The organism is Elioraea sp. (assembly GCF_022842375.1).
Taxonomy (GTDB): domain Bacteria; phylum Pseudomonadota; class Alphaproteobacteria; order Acetobacterales; family Acetobacteraceae; genus Elioraea_A.
Window position 1 is genome coordinate 1 of record NZ_JALHPR010000047.1, and the last position, 18,739, is coordinate 18,739.

Below are 18,739 nucleotides of genomic sequence, written 5' to 3' on the forward strand. Positions count from 1 at the left end.
AGCGCGGTCGCGGCTGCCCTGCTGCCACCGACGCGCACGTCGAGCAGCGGTGCTGGGCTGCGCCGGCGCCGGCGGGCGGGCCGCAGGCCCCCCTTGGCAGCGCCGCCGAGCAGCGCACCGAGGATCCGCGCTATGTCCGTGTTCGCCATTCCAGCCACCTTTCCGTTGATGATCAACGCACTCACGCCAAATGCTCATGTCCGCTGCGAGCGGTTTTCGTGCCCTCTCGATGGACGAGGCCGATCGTGCCCACCGGCTGCGACAACGCAAGGGGGCAGCGTCCGGTCGCAATCCGCCCGATGTAATCCAGGTCACGGCGCCCGTTAACCCAGCAGTAGCGTCGGTCTTGTCTCATGAGCATCACTTCAGCGGATCATGAGAGCAGTGACGCAGGACAGAACCAAGCCAGGACGGGAGGCGTCTCCCCCAGGGATCGGGAGGGCGGGCAACGGTCGCCAGGCGGCGATCGATGCGCGCGAGCGCCTGCTTGCCTTCGCCTTCGCTGCGTCCGACCTGCTGGTCGAGGTGGACCGGGAGCAGCGCGTCACCTTCGCCGCCGGCGCCTTCCAGTCGCGGTTGGGCCGCCCTGGCGATGCCTTCCTCGGACAGCCTGTGTCGCGGATCGTCGCCGCCGAGGACCATGCCGCGCTCGAGACCGCGCTGGCCCATCTTTCCGCCCGCGGCAGGCTTCCGCCGATGGGGCTTCGCATCGCCGACGCAGCCCGCACCCCCTTCGTCCTCGCCGGGCTTGCAGCGGGCGGGGGCGAGCGCTTCTGCCTCACCTTCGGGCAGCTCCCAGCCCCCCTGCCCGCCGCCACCGCCATGGTCGGCGACCAGGGGGGCCTGCTGCGGATCGCCGAGCCCAGGCTGCGCGAGGCGGCCGAGGGCGGCGCCCCGGCCAGGCTCGCCTTCGTCGAGGTCGAGGGCCTCGCGGAAGCCACCGTCATGCTCGGCCACACTGCGCGGGAGGAGCTGCTCGACAGCATCGGCGCGACGATCGGCGCCGCGGCCCCTGGCGGCGCGACCGGCGAACTCGGCGGGGGGCGCTGGGGCCTCGTGCATGGCGGAGGTCTCGACGCACCGGCGCTGGCCCGCGAGATCGAGCGCCTGGCGCGCGCCCGTGCGCCGGCCTCGGCAGCACTCTCGGTCGCGGCGACCGACATCTCGCTTGATGTCGGCGCCAGCGACCCTGTGCAGGCGGTGCGCGCGCTCCGGCTCATGGTCTCGCGCTTCGCCGGCGGCGGCAGAAGCGCCCTTGCCAAGGCGCTCGAGCGTGACGGCTCTGCAGGCCTCGCCCGGTTCATCGATGGGCTCGCCTCGGAAGCCGCGCAGATCGAGGGGCAGATCGGGCGGCGCCGCTTCCGCCTCGCCTACCAGCCCGTGGTGGCACTCTCCGACCGGACGGTGAAGCATTTCGAGGCGCTGATCCGCCCTCTCCCCAGCCCTGACGGTGCGCCGCAGGACCCGCAGAGCTTCGTCACCCTCGCCGAGGCGTCGGGGCTCGCTCAGTCGCTCGACCTCGCCGTCCTCAGCGCGGCGACGGAGGCGATCGGTGCGACGTCGGCCACACATGTCGCGGTGAACGTCTCGGCGATCTCCCTCTCCGATCCTGCGTTCGCCGAGCAGTTCCTCGCCGTGCTCGACAAGGTCGGCGTCGGCGCGACGCGCCTGCTGATCGAGGTGACGGAGACGGCCGACATCGAGAACGCGGAGGCAGCCGGCGCGCTGATCGCAGAGCTTCGCCGCCGCGGCCATGCCGTGTGCCTCGACGATTTCGGCGCCGGGGCAGCAGGCATCCGACATCTCAAGAGCTTCCAGGTCGACTACGTGAAGATCGACGGGCAGTACGTGCGCGGTGCCGGCAAGGGCGGGCGGGATCGTGCGCTGCTCGCGCAGATCGTCCAGCTCTGCCGGTCATCCGGTGCGCAGGTGATCGCCGAGCATGTCGAGACGGAGGCCGAGGTGTCGATGCTGCGCGAGTTCGGCGTCGAGTACGGCCAGGGCTACCTGTTCGGCCGGCCCGGCCACCTGCCGGGGTTGAGAGGCTAGAGCGCGCGGCGGGCGGACCAGCAGGACCCACGCGCCGACCTCCTCCTCAGCGCCGTCACCCTCGCAGCAATCGTCACTTGGTCGGTCTGGGTCCGGAGCCTAGCGCGCGGCCCAGGCAGCGAGGACGCGGCGCTCCTCGGTGGTGATGCCGGTGATGTTGCCCGGTGGCATCGCGTGCGTCAGCACCGCGTGCACCCTGATCGCCGCCTTCTGCCGCAGGATCGCGTCCGCCTCGTCAAGCACCACGCCCCTCGGCGGCAGGCCGATGCCGGCCCAGACGGGGCTTGGCATGTGGCACATCGAACAGCGGCCGAGCACGATCTCCTCCACTGCCGGCGGGAGGGTCGCGCGGGGGGGCCTCCGTTCCGCGCCCGGATCGGACGGGGCGAGTGCCAGGCTGAGCGCGATCGCTGCGACCACCGCGGCGGCGGCCGCACCCCAGGCCCACCAGCCGCCGCCATGGCCCGGCGCATCGAAGCCTGCGTGGCGGCGATTGTAGAACCACCGCACCAGCGCACCCGCGACGAGCGAGAGGGCCACGATCCCGGGGATCGCCGCCTGCGAGACATAGGTGACGGGATAGTGGTTCGACAGCATCAGGAACACGACGGGCAGCGTGATGTAGTTGTTGTGCATCGATCGCTGCTTGCCCTCGGCACCGAAGCGCGGATCGGGCACGGCCCCGGCGATGAGGGCGGCAACCGCCTTCTTCTGGTTCGGGATGATCACGAGGAACACGTTGCCGGTCATCACCGTCGCGAGCACCGCGCCGGTGTGCAGCAGCGCGCCGCGGCCGCTGAACAGTGCCGCGAACACGGCGCTGACGGCCACCGCATAGGCAAACAGCGCGGCGAGCAGGAGCGTATCGTTCCGCTTCAGGCGCGATCGGCAGAGCAGGTCATAGACGACCCAGCCGAGCGCGATGCCGGCGGCCCCCGCGATCGCCGCCATCGCCGGCGAGAGGTCGCGCACCGCAGGGTCGATGAGGTAGAGCTCGCTTTGCGCGTAGTAGATCCAGCCCAGCAGCAGCGCGCCCGAAAGCCACGTCCAGTACGCCTGCCATTTGTGCCAGGTAAGATGCTCGGGCAGGAACTCGGGGGCGGCCATCCATTTCCGCATCTCGTAGAAGCCGCCGCCATGCACCTGCCAGGCAGACTTCACGCCGCCCGGAAGATCCTCGCGCGCGCGCAGCGTGGCATCGAGGTGGATGAAGAAGAACGACGCGCCGATCCACGCCATCGCCGCGACGACGTGAAGCCAGCGCAGCAGCAGGCTGCCCCATTCCCAGAGCAAGGGTTCCATCGCATCCCCGCATGACACCACGATGGCTGGAAGTATGCACGCAGCGTGCCGCCACGTGACAGCATCACGGGGTCACCGCGTGTGGTGCGCCAGATCCTCAGCCCAGAGCGTTTCGACCGAGCGCGCGATATGCGCGCGCATCGCCGCTTCCGCCGCCGCACCATCGCGCGCGGCGAGTGCGGCAAGGATCGCCTCATGCTCGGCCTGCGCCTTGTACGGCTCGAGCTGCGCGGTGCGCATCCTGTTGCGAGTCATGAGGTAGTAGCCGCGAAGCGCCTTCACGGCGTTGCTGAGAAAGGCGTTGTCGGCCGCGGCGAGCACCAGTTGGTGGTAGCTCTCGTTGGCTTCCGCCAGGACGGCGGCATCATGCGCCGCGGTGGCGGCACGGAGTTCCGCCACGATGGCCGAAAGTGCGGCAAGCTGCACCTCGGTGATGCGCCCGGCGGCGAGCCTGGCGGCAACGCCCTCGAGTGCCGCGCGGATCAGCCCCATCTCGGACAGCTTCTCCGGCGCGAAGGCCACCCAGGTGCCGCGCCTTGGCTGCGTCACCACCATGCCCTCGGCTTCGAGGCGGGCGAGCGCTGCCTTCACCGGGCTCGTCGAGACGCCGAGGGATGCGGAGATGTCGCGCTCCGACAGCCTGCCGCGGGGCGGCAGTTCGCCAGAGGCGATCGCGTCGCGCAGGCGGCGATACACCCGCTCGGCGACAGGGAGGCCATCGTCGACGGCCGGACCTGGTGCATCTGCCGGCGCCACTCTGCGTTTCCCCCTGCCTCGCGTGGTTGCCAACGAGGTCATTGCCAACTGATGTATCAGGTGTCAGTGTCGCCATCAACCGGCCCGTGCGATGGGCCTGGAGAACCGGAGGGAAACAATGTCCGATCGGACCATTGCCAAGACGCTTGCGGGCTGCACGCTCGCAGCGGCTGCCGCCATCCTGATCAGCGCGGCGCCCGCCGCCGCGCAGGAATGGCGCGGCTGGAACATCCACGTGCCGGATTATCCGAACAGCCGCGGCCTCGATCGCTGGGGCGAGCTCGTCGCACAGCGCTCCAACAACCGCATCCGCATGCGCACCTTCCACTCGGCCCAGCTCGGCCAGCAGGACGAGGCGATCCAGCAGCTTCGCCTCGGCGCGATCGACTTCGCGAACTTCAACCTCAGCCCGCTGAACAACCTCGTTCCCGAGACGCAGGTGCTGACGCTGCCCTTCATCTTCCGTGACGTGTCGCACGTCCACAAGACGGTCGACGGCGCGGTGGGCGACGAGCTCGCCAGGCTGATCGAGGCGCGGCTGAACATGGTGGTCGTGTCGTGGTTCGATGCCGGCGCGCGCAGCATGTACACCCGCCGCCAGGTGCGCACCCCGGCTGACATGCAGGGCCTCAAGATCCGCGTGCAGACCTCCGACCTCTGGGTCGACCTGGTCCGCGCACTCGGCGCCAACGCCACGCCGCTGCCCTTCGGCGAGGTGTACACCGGGCTGCAGACGGGCGTGATCGACGGGGCGGAGAACAACTGGCCGTCCTATGAGAGCCAGCGTCACTTCGAGGTCGCACGCTTCTACGCGACGACGGAGCACTCGAACGTTCCCGAGATCGTCGTGGTGTCCAAGCCGCGCTGGGATCGCGCGAGCCCGGCTGACCGCGAGATCCTGCGCACCGCGGCGCGCGAGGCCTCCGCCTACCAGCGCCAGCTCTGGGCGGAGCGTGAGAAGTCGAGCCGCGACAAGGTCGTCGCCGCCGGCGTGACGGTGACCGAGATCACCGATCGCGGCCCGTGGCAGCAGCTGATGGCGCCGCTCTACGAGAAGTATGCCGGTGCGCCGAACATGCGCGCGCTGGTCGACCGCATCCGCGCGGTGCAGTGACCTAAGGAACGGGGAGCGCGGCCATGCAATCCGGCGTCGCCGCGCTCTCCGCGCTGCTGAACCTGCTGTCACGCCTTGTCATCATCGCCGCCGGCATCGCGCTGGTGTCGCTGATGGTGATGACGGGGTGGATGGTGTTCGGCCGCTACGTGCTGAACGATACGCCGACATGGGTCGAGCGTGCCGCCCTGCTCACCATCCTGTTCGTCTCGCTTCCCGTCGCCGCCGTCGGCGTGCGCGAGCGGTTCCACATGGCGGTCGAGATCGTCGTCGCCGCACTGCCCGACCGCCTGCGCGAGGCGGTCGCGATCGCGGTCGATCTCCTCATGCTCGGCTTCGGGCTCATCATGCTCACCTGGGGCGACACCCTCGCCTCGATGATGTGGAGCTTCAACATCCCCCTGCTCGGCCTGCCGCAGGGGATGCAGTTCGTCCCATTGATGATCTGCGGCGCGCTCACGGCCGCCTTCTCGGCCGAGCATCTGCTGCGCCGCGCAGCGAACCTTCCCCCCATCGGCCAGCGCGCCATCGGCCTCGAGTGACCCACACCCTATGAGCCTCATCGTCCTGTTCGGCGCCTTCGCGCTGACGCTGGCCCTCGGTGTCCCCGTCTCGTTCAGCCTCGGCATTTCGGCCGTCGCCGGCTTCTGGTGGGAGGGGGTACCGCTCGCCGTCGCCTTCCAGCAGATGACGTCGGGCATGAACGTGTTCTCGCTGCTGGCCATCCCGTTCTTCATCTTCGCCGGCGAGATCATGCTGCATGGCGGCATCGCCACGCGGCTGATCAACCTCGCTGCCTCCGCCGTCGGCGGCGTGAAGGGTGGGCTCGGCATCGTCAACGTCCTGGCCTCAATGCTGTTCGGCGGCATCTCGGGCTCTGCGGTTGCCGATACTTCGGCACTCGGCTCCATCCTCATCCCGGCGATGCGCGAAAAGGGCTATGACACCGACTATGCGGTGAACGTCACCGTCACCTCTTCGATCGCGGGGATCATGATCCCGCCCTCGCACAACATGATCCTGTTCTCGCTCGCGGCCGGCGGGGGCGTGTCGGTCAGCGCGCTGTTCCTCGCAGGCGTCGTGCCTGGCATCATGATGTGCCTCTCGCTCGCGATCGCGGCCTATGTCATCGGCGCGCGGCGCGGCTATCGCGGCGATCCGTTCCCAGGCTTCCGCAAGCTCGCCTGGGCTGCCGCCGGCGCCTTTCCCGGCCTCTTCACGGCCGTGATCATCCTCGGCGGCGTTCTCGGCGGCATCTTCACCGTGACCGAGAGCGCCGCGATGGGCGCGATCTGGGCCGTGCTCTGCACGGTGTTCATCTATCGCGAGCTCTCATGGCAAGGCTTCGTCACCGCCGTCGCGCAATCGGTGCGCACCACGGCGGTGGTGCTGCTGCTCGTCGGCACCGCGACCGCCTTCGCCTACCTGCTGGCGCTGCACCGCGTGCCCGAGCATCTCGCCAACACGATGCTCGGCATCTCCGATAATCCCATCGTGCTGCTGATGATGATCAACGTGGCGCTGCTGCTGCTCGGCTGCATCATGGACATGGCGGCACTGATCCTGATCTGCACGCCGATCTTCCTGCCCGTCGCGCAGGCGATCGGGATGGACCCGGTCCAGTTCGGCATGGTGATGATGATGAACCTTGGCCTCGGCCTCACCACCCCGCCCGTGGGTGCGGTGCTGTTCGTTGGCTGCGCCATCGCGCGGGTGCGGATCGAGGAGGTGATGGGAACGATCTGGCCGTTCTATACCGCGATCCTCGTCGCCCTCGGCCTGACGACGTACTGGTCGCCACTGGCGCTCACGCTGCCGCGGCTGCTGCTCGGCTACGGCGCCTGAGGACCGTTCCATGAGAATCATGCCATGAGGATCACCGCCCTCGAGACGGTCCGGCTCGCACCCTACGACAACATCCTCTGGCTGAGGCTCCACACCGATGCCGGCATCATCGGCCTCGGCGAGACGTTCCGCGGTGCGGCCGGTGTCGAGGCGCATCTGCACGCCGACATCGCGCCCCGGCTGATCGGCGCCGACCCATCGCGCATCGACGCGATCGCGCATGAACTCACCCGCCCCTATGTCGGCTTCCGGTCCTCGGGCACCGAGCTCCGCGCCGCCAGCGCGGTCGACATCGCGCTGTGGGACATCGCGGGGCAGGCCGCGGGGCGGCCGATCGTCGACCTGCTCGGCGGGGCGACGCGGCCGGCGATCGCGACCTACAATACCTGTGCGGGATACTTCTACAACGCCCGCGGCGGGCGGCGTGCCGTTGCCGGCGAGGACGCCGCGAGCGGCCCCTACGATGACCAGATTGCCTTCACCCGCGATGCCGGCGCGCTCGCGTTGTCGTTGAAGGAGATGGGCATCGGGGCGATGAAGATCTGGCCGTTCGACCCCTACGCCGCGGCAACGCACGGGCAGATGATCTCAGCCACGAGCATCGACGCCGCACTCCGCCCCTTCCGGCAGATCCGCGAAGCGGTCGGCGACACGATGGCCGTGATGGTCGAGCTTCACTCGCTGTGGGACGCTGCGGCCGCACTCGCGATCGCGCGCGCGATGCGCCAGTTCGATCCGTTCTGGATGGAAGACCCGATCAAGATGGCCGACCCTGCGGCACTGGCGGACTATCGGCGGATGTCGGGCCTGCCTGTGTGCGCATCGGAAACGTTGGCGGGGCGGAACCAGTTCCTCGACATCCTCCGCGCCGATGCGGTCGACTACGTGATGCTCGACCTCGGCTGGTGCGGCGGGATCTCGGAGGCGAAGAAGATCGGCACGCTGGCCGAGACGTTCCAGCGCCCCGTCGCGCCGCATGACTGCACGGGGCCGGTGGTGTTCGCGGCCTCGACGCATCTTGCATTGAACCTGCCCAATGCGGTGTTCATGGAAAGCGTGCGCGCCTACTGGTCAGGCTGGTACCGCGATCTCGTCACCGCGCTGCCCGCCGTCGAGAATGGCATGGTGACGGTGCCGACAGGACCCGGACTTGGCCTCGCGCTGCAGCCCGATGTGCTCGCGCGCGGGGCCATCCGCATCACCAGGGAGAATGACCTGTGATCGACGATCCTCCGCTGCTCACCATCCGCCCGGGCTTCGCGCGGCCTTCCGCCGCGACGGTCGCGCGCTTCGCCGGCGTGCCCACCGGCAACCTCGCCGATGCGCTCGGCGGCCGCGGTGCGATGCGCCCGGCGATCAAGCCCGTCGTCGGCGCAGCCGAGCGTTTCGCGGGCGTTGCCGTCACCTGCTTTTGCGGGCCGGCCGACAATCTCGCGGTGATGGGCGCGCTGTCCATCGTCACGGCCGGCGACGTGATCGTCGCCGCGGCGGACGGGTTCATCGATGCGGCGATCTGCGGCGACGTCGTCGCCGGCATCGCGAAGAACCGCGGCGTCGTCGCGTTCGTCACCGACGGCGCGGTGCGTGACCGCGACGGGCTCGACCAGGTGGGCCTTCCGGTGTTCGCCGCTGCCGTCACGCCCGACAGCTGCGCCAAGTCGGGGCCAGGCCTCGTCGGGCTGCCCATCGTCTGCGGCGGCATCGCGGTTGCCTCGGGCGATATCGTGGTGGGCGACCGCGACGGCGTCGTCGTCATCCCCGCCGCGCGGATCGAGGCGGTGCTCGACAGCCTCGCGCGGGTGCAGGCGGCGGAAAGCGCGATCCTCGCCAAGGTGGCTGCTGGGCTGGCCGAGCCGCCTGCGATCGCGGCACTCGCCGCGCGGAACCTCATTCGTACCGTGGAATGACCGATGACCGGGATCGCCCTCCTCAACCCCGACTACCGCGCCGCACTGGGCGAATGCCCGGTCTGGGACGCGGCGCATGACCGCCTGCTGATCTGCGACATCATCGGCTGCGCGATCATCGCCTTCTCGCCCGAGGGTGCCGTGCTGAACACCTGGCATTTCCCCTCCGAGGTCGGCTCATTCGGCCTCTGCCGGTCTGGGCAATGGGTTGTCGCGCTGCGCGACCGGATCGTGATGTATGACTGGCGCGCGCGCCGCATCAGCGAGCTCTGCCGCCCTGGCCCTGAGCCCGGATATAACCGTTTCAATGACGGAAAAATCGGGCCCGATGGTGCCTTCTGGGTCGGCACGATGGATGACCGCAACCCCCGCCAGCCCACCGGCTCGCTCTACCGCGTCACGGCCGATGGCGCCTGGTTCCGCGTGACGGACGGGCTCTATACCGCCAACGGAATCGCGTGGTCGGCCGACGGGCGCACGATGATCACGTCCGATAGCGGCGCGCCCTGGATCGATGCGTGGGATCTCGATCCGGCAACGGGGATCGCCACGAACCGCAGGCGGATCGCAACACCCGATGGCGACGTGATCGGCCGCCCCGATGGTGCTGCGTTCGATATGGAGGGGACGTACTGGTCAGCCGGCGTGCGCGCGGGGCGGATCAACCGTTTCGCGACGGACGGCACGCTGATCGCCTCCGACCCCTTCCCCTGCCCCGGCGTCACCATGCCCTGCTTCGGCGGGCCCGGCCTGCGCACGCTCTACTGGACGAGCCTTCGCCACCCACTCGGCGCCGACAGCATCGGCGCGCACCCGCTGCTCGGCGCGGTGTTCGTGATGCCGAGCCCCGTGGCGGGCGTTCCCGTTCCCCTCTTCGCCGATTGAAGGACCGACAGCGATGACGACGAAACCCGTGCTGCTCACCGGTGCCTCGGGCGCGCTCGGCCGCCAGCTCACCCGCGCGCTGGCCGCCGAGGGGCTCACGCTCAGGCTCACCGACATCGTGCCGTTCCCCGACGCCCTGCCCACGAATGCAAGCTTCACCCAGGCCGACCTCGAGGACGGGGTGGCGATCCTCGGCCTCGCGGAAGGCTGCGGCACGATCCTGCATTTCGGCGGCGTCTCGGTCGAGAAGCCGTTCGAGACGGTGATCGGCCCCAACATCCGCGGCCTCTACCACGTCTACGAGGCGGCGCGGCGCGAGGGGGCGCGCGTCATATTTGCGTCATCGAACCATTCGATCGGCTTCCACGAGCGCGAGGAGACGCTGGATGCCGATTGCCAGTTCCGCCCCGACGGGTTCTACGGCCTCTCGAAAGCCTATGGCGAGCTGATGGGGCGGCTCTACTGGGACAAGCACGGGGTGGAGAACGTGAACCTCCGCATCGGCAGTTCGTTCCCTGAGCCGATCGATGCGCGCATGCTCGCGACCTGGCTCTCCTACGCCGATCTCTGCCGGCTCGTGCATCGCTGCACGGTCGCGGAGGCGACGGGCCATGCCGTGATCTGGGGTGCGTCGGACAACAGCCGCACCTGGTGGCGAAAGGATCACCGCGGCCGCATCGGCTGGGCGCCGGCCGACACGGCGGATGTGTTCGCGGGCCAGCTCGCGGGCAAGGTGAGCGGCAACCCGGTGACGGAGCGCTATCAGGGCGGCGGGTTCTGCGCCATGGCGTATTCGCGGAAAGCCCCCTCGCCCGCCGATCCACTCGCCGACTGAACGGAACCGATATGACGCCGCGGCACGAGGCCGAGCGCCTCGCGCCGCGCCCAGCGCCTGACGAGCAGCACGGCGACAACGCCGAGCCCGACGACGAACCCCACCCACACGCCATAGGCGCCCCAGCCCGCGAGGAAGGCGAGCGCAGCACCCGTCGGCAGGCCGAACACCCAGTAGCCGAGGCCTGCGAAGATCATCGGCACGCGCGTGTCCTTGAGCCCGCGCAGCGCACCCGCGGCGATGGTCTGCGCGCCGTCCGCCACCTGGAACAGCCCGGCGAGGCCGAGCAGCGTCACGGCATAAGCCGCGACTTCCGGCGCGCCCTCGATGCGCAGGTCAAGGAAGCCCAGGACGAAGATGTGCGGCACGGTCAGGAACAGCGCCGCCATCCCCGCCATGAAGCCGACGCCCATGCCGAGCGCGACCCAGCCTGCACGGCCGACGCCGCCCGCATCGCCCGCGCCCGCGGCAAGGCCAACACGCACCGTCGCTGCCTGGCCAAGCCCCATCGGCACCATGAAAGTGACAGAGGCGATCTGGATGGCGATGGCATGGGCGGCAAGCTCGCGCGCGCTGATCAGCCCGATCAGGAACACCGCGGCGTTGAACACCGTCACCTCGAAGCCGAGCGCGCCGGCGATGGGCGTGCCGATGCGCGCGAGCTCGGAAAGCCGCCGCCAGTGCGGCCGCCAGAACCGGCCGAGGATGGCATAGCGGCGGAACGGCGCGCCGCGCATGCAGATCACGGTCAGCGCCGTGCACATCAGGATGGCCGAGAGCGACGAGGAGATGCCCGCGCCGACGAGCCCGAGCGCCGGTGCGCCGAGGTTGCCGAACATCAGCACCCAGTTCGAGAAGGCGTTGAACACGATGCCCGCGAGCGAGACGAGCAGCGCCGGCCGCGGCCGTTCGAGCGCCGCGGTGAAGCCCCGCAGCACCATGAACCACAGGAAGGGGATCAGCCCCCACATCATCGCCCGCACATAGGCCCCGGCATCGGCGGCAAGCGCGGGTTGCTGGCCGAGCAGCAGCAGGATCGGCTCGGCGAACCACAGCGCCACCATCACCGGCAGCATCGCGAGTGCCACGAGCCAGCAGCCCATGCGGAAGGCGCGGCGGACCTCGGCCAGCGCATGGCGGCGGCGGCCGAGTGCCTGTGCCATCACCGGCGAGGGCGCCATCGCGAGGCCGAGGCCGATCACGAAGAAGGCGTAGTAGAGGTTCGCGCCGAGCACGCCGCCGGCGAGCGCCGTCGGCCCGAGCCAGCCCATCATCACCACGTCGGTCGTGGTGATGGCGATCTGCGCCAGGTTGGTCAGCACGATCGGCCAGGCGAGGGTGGCCATCGCGCCAATCTCGCCGATCACGTCATGCCGGCTCGTTGGCCGTGCCGTGCGGTCCTCCATCCGCGCGCTCTACGCCGAGGGGGCGGGGAATGCCAGGAAAAGAGGCGCAGGGGTGGGTTGCCTCACTCCTTCCTGACGGCCAGCATGCGGCGATGGCAGAGCCGACACCCCCCTGGTACGACGATCTTCCCGCAAGCTTGGCGGAGGCCTGGGCGCTGCTTGTCCGCGGTGCGGCGGATCGGAAGCATCCGTTCCACACACCTGCGGTGGCAACGATCGGAGCCGATGGCGGGCCGCATGTGCGCACGGTGGTGCTGCGCGGCGCCTCGCCGCCGGCACGGCGGCTTCGCTTCCACACCGATGCGCGCAGCGCCAAGGCAACGGAGCTGAGGGCAAGGCCGCGCATCGCCGTGCACGCCTATGATCCGGGCGGCAAGATCCAGCTTCGCCTCGCCGGTACGGCAACGCTGCACACGAATGATGACGTGGCGAACGCTGCCTGGAAAGCGACGAAGCCCCTCAGCCGCGCCTGCTATCGGGTCGCCACGGCACCCGGCTCGCATGCGTCCGACCCCGTTGCGGCGCTCGCAGAGATCGGCGATGGCGACGAGGCGGGGCGCGCGGCGTTCATCGCCGTCACCGTCACGGTGGTCCGGATGGAGTGGCTCTACCTTGCCGCCGCAGGCCACCGCCGCGCGCTGTTCGACTGGTCGTCAGGCTCGCTCCGGGCGAACTGGCTCGTACCGTGACGGACCGACATCGAAACGACACGCAACCGACATGGACAGGCGGGGCGCCGCGCGGTATCGCGCCATCGGGCAAGGGAGAGGCTGATGGCGATAATCCTGGGTGTCGGGCTTTCGACCGAGAGTGCTGCCGGCGACATCGCCGGGCTGGATGCGGAGCTCGGCCGGTTCGCCGAGGCTGGGTGCGACATCGCGGAACTGTCGCTGCAGAACATGTTCGTGGTCGCCGGCGGGCGGCTGAACCTGCCGGAGTTGCGCGCGATCGAGGCGGTGACGCGGCGCCACCCTCTCCGCTACACCGCGCACGGCCCGCTCGGCACCAATTTCATGGACGAGGCGCATATCGAGCTTCACCGCGCCGTGTGCCGCGCGATGATCGAGGCGGCTGGCGCGCTCGGCGCGATCCGCCTCGTGATCCATGGCGGGGTATGGTCCGCGCCGCTGGCTGACGCCGAGCTTGCGCGGCTGAAGCGCCTCGAGGTCGAGAGTCTCGCGGGGCTCGCCGATCATGCCGCGCGGCATGGCGTGACGCTGGCGCTCGAGAACCTGCCGCCGCTGCCCTCGATCCCGCACACGCATGATGCCTTCGCGCTCGCGGCCCAGGTGGCGGCGGTGAATCATCCGGCGGTAGGGGCGACGCTCGACATCGGGCATGCGTACATGATGGCGACGCTGCGCCAGCAGGATCTGGGCGAGACGCTGGCGGCGATGGCGCCGCACATCGTGCACATCCACCTGCAGGACCAGTTCGGCCGCCTCGACACGGTGCGGACCTGGGGCAAGGCCGAGAAGCTCGCCTACGGCACCGGCGACATCCACGCCCCGCCCGGCTGGGGCGACACGCCGTTCGACACGCTGTTGCCGGCACTGGCGCTCAAGCGGGACACGACGATGATCATGGAGCTGGCCGGCCACTTCATGCACCACGCGGCGGATGCGGTGGCCGAGACGAAGCGCCTGGCGGGGCTGATCCCCGTCTGACACACGCCCCACGACTGGGCCGGCCAGGTTGTGCGGCGATGCTGCGACAAAGCCCGCTGCGGCCGTGCCGCTGGTTGGGGCGCCAGGATTCGAACCTGGGAATGGCGGATTCAAAGTCCGCTGCCTTACCGCTTGGCGACGCCCCATCCGGGTGCTGGCCTATAGGCTGACAGACCCGTTTCGGTAAAGCCCGCCGCCCCAGGCGAACCAGGCGGGCTCAGCCTGAGCGAGGCGGGCAGCGCCGGCTTCGGCCTCGGCGACCGTGGCGAACAAGGCGAAGCAGGTTGGCCCTGAACCGCTCATCCGCGCGAGCAGGGCGCCGGGGAGCGAGGCGCAGGCGGCACGCACGACGGCGACGGGTGGGCAGAGGGCGGTGGCGGCGGCCTCGAGTCCGTTCGTCGTCGTGCCGAGCCAGGCGGCGAGCGTGGCGGCATCGGCGAAGCGGTCGGGCATCGCCGCGGGGGCTCCGAAGGCGCCCCCGCGCGCGGCGAACACGGCGGGCGTGGCGAGCGGCAGGCGCGGGTTGGCGATGACGAGGCCGAGGCCCGGCGGCAGAGCGGGCGCAGCACCCAGCACCTCGCCGATGCCCCTCATGCTGGCAGGTGCGGAGGCGAGGCAGACGGGAACGTCGGCGCCGAGGCGAAGCGGGTCGCACGCGATGGGCGTGGCCCAGAGGCGCGAGAGAAGCCTGAGCGCGGCGGCAGCATCGGCAGAGCCGCCGCCGAGGCCAGCGGCGACGGGGATGCGCTTGTCGAGCGTGAGTGCGGCGCCATGGCCGGGGGCAAGGGCGCGCGCGGCGCGGAGGACGAGGTTGTCGTCGCCACCCCCGGCCGCGTCGGCAAAGGGACCGGTGACGGAGAGGGAGAGCGTGTCGGCCAGCGTGGCCGACAGCGTGTCCGTGAGGCCGGCAAATACGGCCAGGCTGTCGAGCAGGTGGTACCCGTCGTCCCTGCGGCCGGTGACGTGCAGGAACAGGTTCAGCTTGGCGGGCGCGGCCTCCGAAAGAGCGCCGGCTTCAGCGCGTGGTGGTGGCAGGGGCCTGTCCCGGTGCGTTGCCAGAGCCTGTTGCGACGGGGCCTGCTGCGACGGACGCGGGCGGGATCGGAAGCCCGTCGCGCAGCTTCACCTCGATCCGCCCGATCTCGATCGGCTCGGGGCCGAGGTTCAGCGCCCGGCGCCACTGGAAGCGTGCTTCCGCCTGGCGGCCGACGGCCCAGTAGGCATCGCCCAGGTGGTCGTTGATCACGCTGTCGCGCGGCTCGAGCTCGACCGCGCGTTCGAGCCAGCGCACGGCGCCGCGATAGTCGCCGATGCGGAACAGCACCCACCCCAGGCTGTCGACGATGTGCCCGTCATGCGGGCGAAGCTCGACCGCGCGCTCGATCATTGCCCGCGCGCGGGACAGCTCCCTGCCCTGCTCGACCCACGAGTAGCCGAGGTAGTTCAGCACGTAGGGCTGGTCGGGCGAGAGGTCGAGCGCGGTGAGGAAATCCCGCTCGGCCCGCGGCCAGTCCTTCGCGCGTTCATTGGCGATGCCGCGGGCGTAGTAGAGCGTCCATTGCCGCCGCTCTGGCGGGCCGAGGCGGGCGACGGCGCGGTCATAGGCGCGCGCGGCTTCGGGGAAGCGAGACCGGGTGCGCAGGATGTCGCCCATGCGGGCGAGCGGCTCTGGCCGCGCCGGATCGGCGGCGGCGAGGCTCTCGAGGGCGGCGAGGGCGGCGTCGGTGCGGTCAAGCCGGTCGAGCAGCACGGCGGCGCGAAGCTGTGCCATCGGCGCGTATGGGCTGCCGCCGCTGACGGCGCCGAGCACGACCTGGGCTGCCTCGAAGCGACGATCGTTCTCGAGCAGGTCGGCGAGCAGGACGGTCGCCGGCCCGAAATCAGGGCGGAGTGCCAGGGCCAAGCGGAGCAGCAGCATGGCGAACTCGCTCGCCTCCTGCTGGCGGAGCGCGCCCGCGAGGCCGAGCAGCGCTTCCGCCATGCCGTCACGCGCATCGCGCACGGAGCGGCGGGCAAGGTCGCCCTTGATGCGGGCCTCGACCATCGCGACGTCGTCGCTCGTGGCCGAGAGCTCGGCGAGAAGGCGCCCTGCCGCCTCCTGCCGCCCCTGCCGCGCCTCGAAGCCGGCGACGATCTCGGCCAGCCGAAGGCTCTGCCCCCCGCCTTCGGAGAGGGCGAGGCGAAAGTAGCGGTCAGCCTCGGCGGGCCGGCCGGCGAGGTCGGCGATCAGCCCGGCATGCAGCGCGAAGGTGCCGCGGAAGCGAACGCCTTCGGTGAGCGGGCGGAGGGTGGCGAGTGCGGCGTCACCCTGATTGCGGCCAAGCTGTGCCCAGGCGAGCAGCAGCGGTTGCAGCAGCTGTCCGGCCCCCTCGCGGGAAAGGGTGCGGAGCCTAGTCTCGACGCGATCGAACCGGCCTGCATTCGCGTCCGCCACAGCGACGTCGAGATTGGCGATCAGCGCCTGCGGGTCACGCTGCAGCACGCGACGGGCAAGCGGTGTCGCGTCACGCCCATCGGCGAGGGTGGCGAGGAAGGCGCGCTGCAGGAGCTCCGGGTTGTTCGGATCCGCGGCGAGCGCGCGGGAGAACTGGTCGGCGGCAACCGCGGTGTCCATCTCGCTCGCGGCCAGGCGGCCGGCGAGGTAGGCGCCGAACATGCCCGTGGGGCGGAACTGCCCGACGCGGACGGTGGGCGGATCGGTCGCGGGCGCCTGGGCAACGCCGGAGGCACAGGCGGCGAGAAGCGCGAGCGGCAGGATGGCGAAGCGACGCAGCCCGCGCCGCGTCGCCTCGCGGCCAGCCTGGTCATCGTTGCGGCGCTGCGTCATCACGCTCACCCTAGCGCAGCGTTTTGCGCGCTGCCACAGGCTCGGCGTGCGATTGCCTCACATCGTCCCGTAGACAGGTCCCCCGCCGCCCGCGCATGGCAAACAGCGGTCGGCCGGCACCTTGCATCACATCGTCCCGTAGACAGGTCCCCCGCCGCCCGCGCATGGCAAACAGCGGTCGGGCAGCACCTCGCATCACATCGTCCCGTAGACAGGTCCCCCGCCGCCCGCGCATGGCAAACAGCGGTCGGGCAGCACCTCGCATCACATCGTCCCGTAGACAGGTCCCCCGCCGCCCTCCGGCGTCACCCAGTTGATGTTCTGGGTGGGGTCCTTGATGTCGCAGGTTTTGCAGTGCACGCAGTTCTGCGCGTTGATCACCAGCGCGGGCTTGCCCTCCTCGGCGCCGACGATCTCGTAGACGCCGGCCGGGCAATAGCGTGTCTCGGGGCTGCGGAACCGCTCCCAGTTCACCGCCACCGCGCGCGAAGGGTCGGCCAGCTTGAGGTGGCCCGGCTGGTCCTCCTCGTGGTTCGTGTTCGAGAGGAACACCGAGGAGAGGCGATCGAAGGTCAGCACGCCGTCGGGCCGGGGGTAGGCGATCGGGGTCGCCTCCGCCGCAGGCGTCAGGCTCTCGTGGTCCTTGTGGTGCTTGAAGGTCCACGGCGCGCGGCCGCGCAGCACGTAGGTGTCTAGCCCGGAATAGGCGAGGCCGCCCCAGAGGCCCCAGCGGGCGAAGGCAGGGCGGATGTTGCGCGAGGCCTTGAGCTCCGGCCACACCCAGGAGGCTTCGAGGGCGCGTGGATAGGCCTCGAGCGTCGCGGGCCGATCATCCGCGCCGAGTGCTGCGACCACCGCCTCGGCCGCCAGCATGCCCGACTTCATCGCCGTATGCGTGCCCTTGATCTTGGGCACGTTGAGGAAGCCCGCGCCGCACCCGATCAGCGCGCCGCCGGGGAACACCAGGCGGGGGATCGCCTGAAGCCCTCCTTCGTTCAGCGCCCGCGCGCCATAGCCGACGCGCCTGGCGCCCTTGAAGTAGTCGGCCATCGCAGGGTGGGTCTTGAAGCGCTGCATCTCGTCGAACGGCGAGAGATACGGGTTCGGATAGTCGAGCCCGATGACGAAGCCGAAGCTCATCAGGTTCTCGCCCCAGTGGTAGAGGAACGAGCCGCCATAGGTGTCGGACTTGAGCGGCCAGCCGATCGAGTGCAGCGCGAGGCCGGGGTTGTGCCGGCCGGCCGGCACCTCCCAGAGCTCCTTGATCCCGATGGCGTAGGTCTGCGGGGCGTTCGGGTCACGCAGCCCGAACTGGAGCTCGAGCGACTTGGTCAGCGACCCGCGGCAGCCCTCGGCGAACAGCGTGTAGGGCGCGCGAAGCTCCATGCCCGGCTGCCAGTCGGGCTTGCGGGAACCGTCCCTGGCGATGCCCTGCTCGCCGGTCGCGACGCCGACGACGCGGCCCTCCTCGATCAGTATCTCGGCCGCGGCAAAGCCAGGATAGATCTCGACGCCGAGCGCCTCCGCCTGCTGGCCGAGCCAGCGGCAGAGCGAGCCGAGCGAGATGATCCAGTTGCCGTCATTGTGCATCTGCGGCGGTGTCGGCAGGCGGAAGGCGCGCTTCTCGGTCAGGAACAGGAACCAGTCGTCACCCGCCTTCGTCGTCAGCGGCGCGCCGAGGGCCTGCCAGTCGGGCAGCAATTCATCGAGGGCGCGCGGTTCCAGCACCGCGCCGGACAGGATGTGGGCGCCGACCTCGGAGCCCTTCTCCAGCACGCACACGCTGATCTCCCGCCCCTCGGCGGCGGCGGCCTGCTTGGCGCGGATGGCGGCGGCAAGGCCCGATGGCCCCGCACCGACGATCACCAGGTCATACTCCATCGCCTCGCGGTCCATCGCGCTCCCCTGGCTTGCTCCGCCCTCCTGACACATAGGGCCATCGCACCGCTTGCGCGAGGGCACGGGATCGCGGCTTGCTGCACGGATGGATGAGGACCTTCAGAGGGACCTGGTCGCGGCACTGATGCTCCAGCACGCCTGGGGCGCGGACGAGGCGCTGGCCGATACGCCGCAGGACCGCCGCGCCAGCGACAGGCGCAGCGCAGCCTTGCCGCCCGCGCCGGCCATGGCGGCGGAGGAGCGGCCG

General features: G+C 70.3%; 16 protein-coding genes and 1 tRNA gene. 10 read left to right on the forward strand and 7 right to left on the reverse strand.

From position 1 onward, the window contains the following. Nucleotides 1–384 precede the first annotated feature (384 nt). Nucleotides 385–2,049 carry an EAL domain-containing protein gene (locus tag Q0C38_RS21880; protein WP_291299260.1) on the forward strand — a complete coding sequence of 555 codons (1,665 nt, stop codon included), beginning with the start codon at nt 385–387 and terminating at the stop codon, nt 2,047–2,049. A gap of 99 nt (nt 2,050–2,148) precedes the next feature. Here the strand turns inward: Q0C38_RS21880 and Q0C38_RS21885 are convergent, their stop codons facing one another. Both Q0C38_RS21885 and Q0C38_RS21890 read right to left on the reverse strand, forming a co-directional pair. Then, nucleotides 2,149–3,351, reverse strand: a complete 1,203-nt coding sequence (locus Q0C38_RS21885; RefSeq protein ID WP_291299261.1) for a urate hydroxylase PuuD — start codon at nt 3,349–3,351, stop codon at nt 2,149–2,151. Between the two features lie 72 nt (nt 3,352–3,423). Next, nucleotides 3,424–4,107: a GntR family transcriptional regulator gene (locus tag Q0C38_RS21890; RefSeq protein WP_291299262.1), complete on the reverse strand. Its 684-nt coding sequence runs from the start codon at nt 4,105–4,107 to the stop codon at nt 3,424–3,426. A gap of 118 nt (nt 4,108–4,225) precedes the next feature. Here Q0C38_RS21890 and Q0C38_RS21895 point away from each other — a divergent pair, with 118 nt between their 5' ends. The 7 genes from Q0C38_RS21895 to Q0C38_RS21925 are packed head-to-tail and all read left to right on the forward strand — an operon-like array spanning nt 4,226 to nt 10,693. Further along, nucleotides 4,226–5,221, forward strand: coding sequence for a TRAP transporter substrate-binding protein (locus tag Q0C38_RS21895; RefSeq protein ID WP_291299263.1), 996 nt, complete (start codon nt 4,226–4,228; stop codon nt 5,219–5,221). A gap of 23 nt (nt 5,222–5,244) precedes the next feature. Next, nucleotides 5,245–5,763 carry a TRAP transporter small permease gene (locus Q0C38_RS21900; RefSeq protein WP_291299264.1) on the forward strand — a complete coding sequence of 173 codons (519 nt, stop codon included), beginning with the start codon at nt 5,245–5,247 and terminating at the stop codon, nt 5,761–5,763. A gap of 10 nt (nt 5,764–5,773) precedes the next feature. Further along, nucleotides 5,774–7,066, forward strand: a complete 1,293-nt coding sequence (locus Q0C38_RS21905; protein ID WP_291299265.1) for a TRAP transporter large permease — start codon at nt 5,774–5,776, stop codon at nt 7,064–7,066. Between the two features lie 24 nt (nt 7,067–7,090). Continuing rightward, nucleotides 7,091–8,287, forward strand: coding sequence for a mandelate racemase/muconate lactonizing enzyme family protein (locus Q0C38_RS21910; RefSeq protein WP_291299266.1), 1,197 nt, complete (start codon nt 7,091–7,093; stop codon nt 8,285–8,287). Beyond that, nucleotides 8,284–8,973, forward strand: coding sequence for an RraA family protein (locus Q0C38_RS21915; RefSeq protein ID WP_291299267.1), 690 nt, complete (start codon nt 8,284–8,286; stop codon nt 8,971–8,973). Before Q0C38_RS21910 ends, Q0C38_RS21915 begins: the two co-directional genes overlap by 4 nt. 3 nt (nt 8,974–8,976) lie before the next feature. Beyond that, a complete protein-coding gene (locus tag Q0C38_RS21920; RefSeq protein WP_291299268.1) occupies nt 8,977–9,858 on the forward strand; it encodes an SMP-30/gluconolactonase/LRE family protein in 882 nt (293 codons plus the stop codon). Nucleotides 9,859–9,871: 13 nt separating this feature from the next. After that, on the forward strand, nt 9,872–10,693 hold the full coding sequence (locus Q0C38_RS21925; protein ID WP_291299269.1) for an NAD(P)-dependent oxidoreductase: 822 nt from the start codon (nt 9,872–9,874) through the stop codon (nt 10,691–10,693). Here the strand turns inward: Q0C38_RS21925 and Q0C38_RS21930 are convergent. Continuing rightward, nucleotides 10,621–12,099, reverse strand: a complete 1,479-nt coding sequence (locus Q0C38_RS21930) for an MATE family efflux transporter (RefSeq protein ID WP_291299270.1) — start codon at nt 12,097–12,099, stop codon at nt 10,621–10,623. The two genes, Q0C38_RS21925 and Q0C38_RS21930, sit on opposite strands and share 73 nt — an antisense overlap. A 92-nt stretch (nt 12,100–12,191) precedes the next feature. Between Q0C38_RS21930 and Q0C38_RS21935 the strand changes: the two genes are divergently transcribed. Together Q0C38_RS21935 and Q0C38_RS21940 are read left to right on the forward strand one after the other, a co-directional pair. Beyond that, a complete protein-coding gene (locus Q0C38_RS21935; protein WP_291299271.1) occupies nt 12,192–12,788 on the forward strand; it encodes a pyridoxamine 5'-phosphate oxidase family protein in 597 nt (198 codons plus the stop codon). 84 nt (nt 12,789–12,872) lie between these two features. Then, entirely contained in the window at nt 12,873–13,766 is an 894-nt protein-coding gene (locus Q0C38_RS21940; RefSeq protein WP_291299272.1) for a sugar phosphate isomerase/epimerase, read from the forward strand. A gap of 71 nt (nt 13,767–13,837) precedes the next feature. Here the strand turns inward: Q0C38_RS21940 and Q0C38_RS21945 are convergent. The 4 genes from Q0C38_RS21945 to Q0C38_RS21960 form a co-directional block, all read right to left on the reverse strand. After that, nucleotides 13,838–13,912 (reverse strand) — tRNA-Gln (locus Q0C38_RS21945). Nucleotides 13,913–13,925: 13 nt separating this feature from the next. Further along, nucleotides 13,926–14,825, reverse strand: a complete 900-nt coding sequence (locus Q0C38_RS21950; protein ID WP_366937297.1) for a 4-(cytidine 5'-diphospho)-2-C-methyl-D-erythritol kinase — start codon at nt 14,823–14,825, stop codon at nt 13,926–13,928. Then, nucleotides 14,782–16,593 carry a tetratricopeptide repeat protein gene (locus Q0C38_RS21955; RefSeq protein WP_291299273.1) on the reverse strand — a complete coding sequence of 604 codons (1,812 nt, stop codon included), beginning with the start codon at nt 16,591–16,593 and terminating at the stop codon, nt 14,782–14,784. Before Q0C38_RS21955 ends, Q0C38_RS21950 begins: the two co-directional genes overlap by 44 nt. Before the next feature lie 264 nt (nt 16,594–16,857). Beyond that, nucleotides 16,858–18,489, reverse strand: a complete 1,632-nt coding sequence (locus Q0C38_RS21960) for an electron transfer flavoprotein-ubiquinone oxidoreductase (protein ID WP_291299274.1) — start codon at nt 18,487–18,489, stop codon at nt 16,858–16,860. Between the last annotated feature and the right edge of the window lie 250 nt (nt 18,490–18,739).